4 protein-coding genes are annotated in these 7,172 nt (G+C 34.5%); 1 reads left to right on the top strand and 3 read right to left on the bottom strand.

Features of this window, described 5'->3' with window-relative positions; all coding sequences use genetic code 11:
- The first annotated feature begins 162 nt into the window (after positions 1–162).
- A complete protein-coding gene (locus tag AC07XN_RS22500) occupies positions 163–1,893 on the top strand; it encodes a hypothetical protein (RefSeq protein ID WP_494744693.1) in 1,731 nt (576 codons plus the stop codon).
- A gap of 491 nt (positions 1,894–2,384) precedes the next feature.
- Here AC07XN_RS22500 and typA read toward each other — a convergent pair whose 3' ends face one another.
- The 3 genes from typA to AC07XN_RS22515 all read right to left on the bottom strand — a co-directional run bounded on the left by typA (position 2,385) and on the right by AC07XN_RS22515 (position 6,986).
- Positions 2,385–4,193, bottom strand: coding sequence for a translational GTPase TypA (gene typA / locus AC07XN_RS22505; RefSeq protein ID WP_309924164.1), 1,809 nt, complete (start codon positions 4,191–4,193; stop codon positions 2,385–2,387).
- 331 nt (positions 4,194–4,524) lie between these two features.
- On the bottom strand, positions 4,525–6,363 hold the full coding sequence (locus tag AC07XN_RS22510) for a sensor histidine kinase (RefSeq protein WP_494744694.1): 1,839 nt from the start codon (positions 6,361–6,363) through the stop codon (positions 4,525–4,527).
- Between the two features lie 125 nt (positions 6,364–6,488).
- Positions 6,489–6,986 (bottom strand): hypothetical protein, encoded by a 498-nt coding sequence (locus tag AC07XN_RS22515; RefSeq protein WP_309924159.1) that lies wholly within the window; start codon positions 6,984–6,986, stop codon positions 6,489–6,491.
- Positions 6,987–7,172 lie beyond the last annotated feature (186 nt).

Consider the following 7,172-nt stretch of genomic DNA (forward strand, 5'->3'; position numbering starts at 1 on the left):
ATATGCTTTTTTTCAAAATAAGTGCTTTTTTCAGAGAATATCACTAAATATTTACTAAAAAAGGGGTACTTTTACTTGATAAATCTTATATTCATTCTTATATTCATTTTATCTAATAAATCTATTTCAGTCCCTATCATTTATACTAAATCAAATCAAGTTATGAAACAGATTTTTTCAACAAGAAGTCTATTGCAAAACAAGTCTGCTCAGATTGGCCTGGGGTTATTGACGTGTTTAGCACTAAGCAATCCGTCATTTGCTCAAGACTCTAGTAAAAAACCGACGATTGTAAGTACAATCACAGACAATGGAATTACGACGACGACCTACTCAAATGGTCAAATCGTTAAAACGGTTGCAGACGGGTATTATTTAGATTCTGCTTTTTATAAAAATAGCAATGTCTTAAAAGCTACTCAAGGCAAACGTTACTGGAAACTTACTGACAGAGTAGGGGTGTCAATCCCTGTTGGAAACACAGTAAATGGCAAAGATATAACGATGTTCTTGAAACCGGGTGGTTCTAACTCGCTTTCTGTTACACGTCAATGGGGTATTATTGGTCTTGGTTTAACTGGAGGTTATCAGTTCTTTCAGGTTGGTGATGATTATAATGGTCCAGATGGTCGTATCTATAAAAACTACGATGCATTAGTATTATCTGGAAAAATCCCTGCTGGTATTACAAGAAATGATTTGAAATATGATAAAATTTCAAGCATGCAAGATTTTTATTTATTAATTGGACCATCATTGGACATTCCGGTTGGTAAAAAATTAAATGTGAATCTTGATGCTCGTGGTGGTTTGTTCAATACTTCTGCTCCTCGTTTTGGTGCTTATTTACAAGACGGGAATTTTGGTGCGCAGTCATTAATTTTTAGAATGAACTCTTCTGCTTCAAAAAATAAACTTGGCGGACTTGTTGCTTTAGATGTAACCTATAAAGTAGGTAAAACATGGGCATTAGGGCTTAACGCACAAGGTTTCATTACAGAAACTCCATTTACTACTGTAGGTCAAGACGTTTCTCAAGGATCTACTAAAACTTTAACCAAAGAGGATTTAAGCACACATGGAGGTTATACCTTCGGCCTTGCGTTATCACATACATTTGGTGAAGACAACGGCAAAACTGTTTATACTTTATTACCTCCTCCGCCAGCACCAATCGTGGTGTATGCTCCAACAATATTAGGAGAAAACGGAAAGATGTATGATTATAAATCTGCTGAAAAACCTGTATTCAAATGGAAAAGCAATTCTCCTAATCCAGATCAGGAAGAATATTTATTCAAACTTTACAAAGCTGACGGTTCAGATACGCCAATCTATCAGCAGACAACTAAAAACACTAGCTTAACATTGCCTGACAATGTTGCATTGGCTAATGGTGACGAAGGTGATTTCTATTACTACTCTGTACAGTCAGTAGTTCAGAACAAACACTTCTCAGAAGCAGATGCTGCTAGCTTTGGTTATAAAGCAAAACCTGTAGCTTCAATTACGCCAACTAAACCTACTACTGACCAGTATATGTTTAAGGTATTTGGAGGAACTACAGCACCAAGCTCTATGAAACCAAAAGTACGTCGTAAAGTAACGAAACCTGCTGTAGCTGTTGTTCCTAAGAAATTGGTACCTCGTAAAAAATCTACCAAGCCTGCTAGCAACTATGTTAACTACGAAAACGTAACAGAGAATCCTAAAGTAAAATGGCCTGATGATCTTCCATTACCGAAGAATCCATCAATCTATGAATACGAAGTTCAACGCTTGAATCCTGGTGATTGTAAGCCTGTTGGTCCAGTAGCAAAATATAGATTCTATATTGACCCTAAAAATCCTGATGATATCCGTATTCTTCCTGACAAACCGAAGAAAAAATAATTAGGATTTAAAATTAGATAAAATGAAAAAAGCATTCTGAATTCAATTCGGAATGCTTTTTTCGTTTGTATATGGTTAACCTTATTTTTTTATTTTTCTCCTATTAATTAATCCATGCTGTTTTCTTGATAAGAAAAGTTTTTACTCTTTATTAAAAGCATAATCACTTCCCTAAAAATCAATATGAGTTGTTCAGCACACTTCATATCATTTTAATATACAGTTAGTTATCAATAAATCAGGATAGATTCACTTAGCGAATAAAGAAGTCAGGAAAGAAAAAGAGGATACTTGTAAGGAAGACTATAATCAGCAATGAATATCAATAAATGTAGTAGAGGATTTGTCCTTCGAAAAAAAGTTTATTTTTTTTTACTTATCACGCAACCTTTAAAAAAAGTGGCTTGTCTATATAAGTACAAATAATAAAGCAATTAGTGGTAACATAAACAACCCCTCCGACATGAATCAGAGGGGTTTCGTTTTTTATATTAGTCTGCTTTTTGTTCCATACGTTTACGCATACTTGGATCTAAGTAAATTTTACGCATACGAATCGACTTTGGTGTTACTTCTAGGTATTCATCCTTTTGGATGTATTCCATCGATTCTTCCAAAGAGAACTGGATTTTCGGAGCAATTTTAACGTTTGTGTCTGTACCAGAAGCACGCATGTTAGTCAATTGTTTCGCATTCTGAAGGTTTACTTCAATATCATTCTGACGGTTGTGTTCTCCAACTACCATACCTGCATAAACTTCTTCAGTAGGGTCGATAAAGAAAACACCTCTATCTTGTAATTTATCTACAGCATAAGGAGTAACAACACCAGAGTTCATAGAAATCAATGAACCGTTGATACGGCCAGGGATTGTTCCTTTGTAAGGCTCATAAGCTTTGAAACGGTGTGCCATGATAGCTTCACCGAAAGTAGCTGTCAATACTTTAGAACGCATACCAATCAAACCACGTGAAGGAATGTTGAATTCTAAGTGTTGTAAGTCACCTTTTGGTTCCATAATCAACAACTCACCTTTACCTTGCGTAGCTAATTCGATTACTTTACCAGCAGATTCGTCTGGAACGTCAACTACTAATGTTTCAATTGGTTCTAGACGCTCGCCATTTTCACCTTCTTTGAAAATTACTTGTGGTTGACCTACTTGTAATTCATAACCTTCACGACGCATCGTTTCAATTAATACAGACAAGTGAAGAATACCACGACCAAATACTAAGAATTTATCTTCAGAGTCAGTTGCAACAACTTTCAAGGCTAAGTTTTTCTCAGTTTCTTTGTATAAACGATCACGTAAGTGGCGAGACGTTACAAATTTACCTTCTTTACCAAAGAATGGAGAGTTATTGATGGTAAACAACATATTCATTGTTGGCTCATCAATCGAGATTCTTGGTAATGCTTCAGGAGTTTCGTAGTCAGTAACAGTATCACCGATTTCAAAATCTTCGATACCCATCATTGCACAGATTTCACCAGCACTTACTTCCGATACTTTTACTCTTCCAAGTCCTTCAAATACTTGAAGTTCTTTGATTTTCATTCTTTTTACAGAACCATCTGCCTTCATTAAAGCTACTTGCATACCTTCTTTGAAAGTTCCACGGTGAACACGACCAATAGCGATACGACCAACGAATGAAGAATAATCTAAAGATGTAATCTGCATTTGTGGGATACCTTCGTTTTCTGGTGCTGGAGGAATCGTATCGATGATTACATCTAATAATTCAGTAATATCTTCAGTTTTACGTTTCCAGTCAGTACTCATCCAACCTTGTTTAGATGAACCATATAAAGTAGGGAAATCTAATTGGTCTTCAGTAGCACCTAAGTTGAACATCAAGTCAAATACTTGCTCGTGTACTTCGTCAGGGCGACAGTTTTCTTTATCTACTTTATTGATGATTACGATAGGTTTTAAACCTAAGTCGATAGCTTTACCTAATACAAAACGAGTTTGAGGCATTGGTCCTTCAAAAGCATCCACCAAAAGGCAAACACCATCAGCCAATTTCAATACTCTTTCTACTTCACCTCCAAAGTCAGAGTGACCCGGAGTATCAATAATATTAATTTTTACGCCTTTGTAGCGAACAGATACGTTTTTAGAAACGATAGTGATACCACGTTCACGCTCCAAATCGTTGTTGTCAAGAATTAAATCTCCAAACTCTTGGTTATCACGAAATAACTTTGAAGCATGGATGATTTTATCAACAAGGGTAGTTTTACCGTGGTCAACGTGAGCAATGATGGCAATGTTACGAATACTTTGCATGATTTCAATTTGAAAATTTGAAACGGGCTCGCCCGTGCGATGAATTAATTTGAAAATGAAATTGTAAGAATTATACTCTTCAAACTATCTGATTTCCAAATTTACATTTAAGGGTGCAAAGGTAATGATATTATCTTAGAAAAATGCTATTAGCTTGAAAAAATAACAAAGAAATAAATTGAAGCGCCAGATTTGTCATAAAAGAGTTAAATGATTGTAAATCAATGGCTAGAACTAGATTTGGAAATATTAATTTGAAGGATTTAATATAAATTATAAAAGAAAAAATAGCAATAATACAATTTACCAAAATACGTGCTTTAGTTAAGTCCTATTTAATATTCAGGGGCACTTTCAGTTCTATTAATGTTCCTTTAGATGGTTGTGTCAAGATTTGTAGACTCCCGTTCATGGCAAGGGCTCTTTCTTTCATATTATTTAACCCATTTCCCTGTTTGATATTTACTTCTTCAAAGCCAATTCCATTGTCTTTTACAATCACAGTAAAATATTCTTCGTTAAAATAAATAGCAATTTCAACATGAGTAGCCTGTGCATATTTGACACTATTATTAACGGCTTCCTTAAAAACAAGGTATATATTATATTGCTTTAAAGGAGAAAACTGAATCATACTTAAGTCTGCTACATTAAAACTATAATCAACATTTTTGGGCTCTAACATTTCAGCCGTGAACTCTTTCATTTTTACGATTACACTATCCAGACTTTCCTCTGTTTGTTTTGTCGTCCAGACAATATCACTTAGCGAGCGTTGTACTTTTTGGGAGCTCTCACTAATTCTATGAACCAAATCTTTTACAGAACTAGGATTTCTATCAATTTGATTTTCAACAACCTGACTCAAGATTCCAATACTACTTAAGGTAGAACCAATGTCATCGTGCAAATCACGTGCTATTCTATTTCTCATTTGATCATTGGCTTTCAATTGGGTAATTACCTCCGCCTGAAATTGTTCTTTTTCCTTTCTGTCTTTGTTGATTCTATAGGCCAAAGCAAACGATAGAAGCACTACTTCTAGCGCCGACCCTACCTGTAGGGCATTTCTTGTAAAGTTATCGCTAGGCAAAATATTTGAAAGCTGCATGATAAATATCAAAGCACTTATTAACATAATAGACCATGCACTTAAAAAGAAGAGTGCTTCTTCTGAGCCCTTCATCCATACGTAGGTGGCAATTACCAACACATAAATCACTGCTAAAAAAGCAATTGAATTTAATAATATAATACTAGTAGTACCTAAACCCAACCAATGCCCAACTAGAAAGAGTAAAATGAGTATGATTAAAACACGAGAAATTTTGTTGGAAATGGGTAAATAACGCTGCACATTCAGAAAACTATTCGCAAATAATAGACTGAATATGATACCCATTGAAATAAAAATGGGTGTAAAACGATTAAACCAAACAGCATTTGGCCATATAAATTCATGTGAAATCCCTTTGTTATACGCAAAAAAACACGCAAATGAGGAAACGTAAATAACATAATAGAGGTAAACCTTGGTACGAACTGTACAAAAAATAAAGAAATTGAAGATTGCCATTACTATCATAATGCCCAAGTAAATCCCTTGCATTAAATCTTTAGGGTGATTATCTTCAAAATAGACTTTGAGCGGAGCAACCCGCATTGGGAATAATAAAGGCAAGGATGTCTGGAAACGTATATAATAAGTACAGGTTTCGCCAGCAGGGAGGTTTAAATCAAATAAATAGAAGTTGGTTTTTAAATCTCTCTCTGCAACAGGCACATAAGTTCCCGATTTTTTCAAGGTTACTTTTTTGTGGGAGTCTATTTTATAAAAAATAATACTATCAATAGTTGCCTCGGCTATCTCTAAAAATAGGTTTTGTGATGTTTTATTATGCAAAGTTACCCTTGCCCAAATGACTGAAGAAGTAATTCCAAAATTGGGATTTGTTTGTAAACTCCGAGTAAAATATGCATCAATATCACGTCGCTTACTTACGTCATCAAAAGTCAATGACGCAGTCTTATCTTCAAAGATTTCAATTTCTCTACCAATGATTCGGGCCTCGTTAGGGTTATCAATAACGACCTGACGTTGAGAAAATGCTTCAAAGAAAAACAGCTGTATAAATAAGAAGATTAGACAGAAACCTTTTACCTCTTTCATAATAATAGTTGTGCCAGCTTTCACCAATGTGTGTAGTAAAAGAAAGCAATGAATGTTTTTCAATAAACCCAAGGTTTTATGAATACCTTGTTTATTGACGTTATTAACTTACAAAAAACCTGTGCCTAATCTAGTCTCTTTTGGTATTTTCTCAATACAAAATATGTTAACGGTACAAAAAATGAAAAAAACTTCAAATATGCTTTCCCTAAATATATATCAGGCTCTACTTCTACTAGATAATCACGGAGTAATCTTACAGGTGAAAATCTCGCATTTGCTTGATGATGACCATAATTAATCAGCAGTGTTTTGGATGACCCATCTTCCGAAACATGATAATATCCATCGGTATTATTTGTCATTAAAGCTTTAAGGTGTGGTTCATCAAGTCCGTTTTGCTGAGCTTTTAAATTATAGCCAATGATGGCGTCTCCTTCAACATGTGTGGTAAATACTTTGAAGAATTTTCTAATACCCAAAACCTTTGTTAATACACCAATATTAACTCCCATAAATTCCCAGCCAACCAAATCGGAAGTTATGGGCTGTTTGCCTTTTTCAAAAATAGTTTTTAATTGATTTTGACTAAGAAAGTAATACTTTCTGTAGATGTTTTCCATGTTAAATGTAGGTTTTGGAGATATATGACAATTTAGAGATACATTAGAGGTAATCTAATAACTCAAAATTACAAATATTATGATATTTCTGAGCAAAAAACGTATAATACAACAAACATGAGTCATCCCGAATTTTGGGCAAAATTTGTCCACAAGATATTGTGAATGGCTATTCTTATTCTGTAA

This window comes from Arcicella sp. GW458-12-2-14-TSB2 (assembly GCF_059423785.1).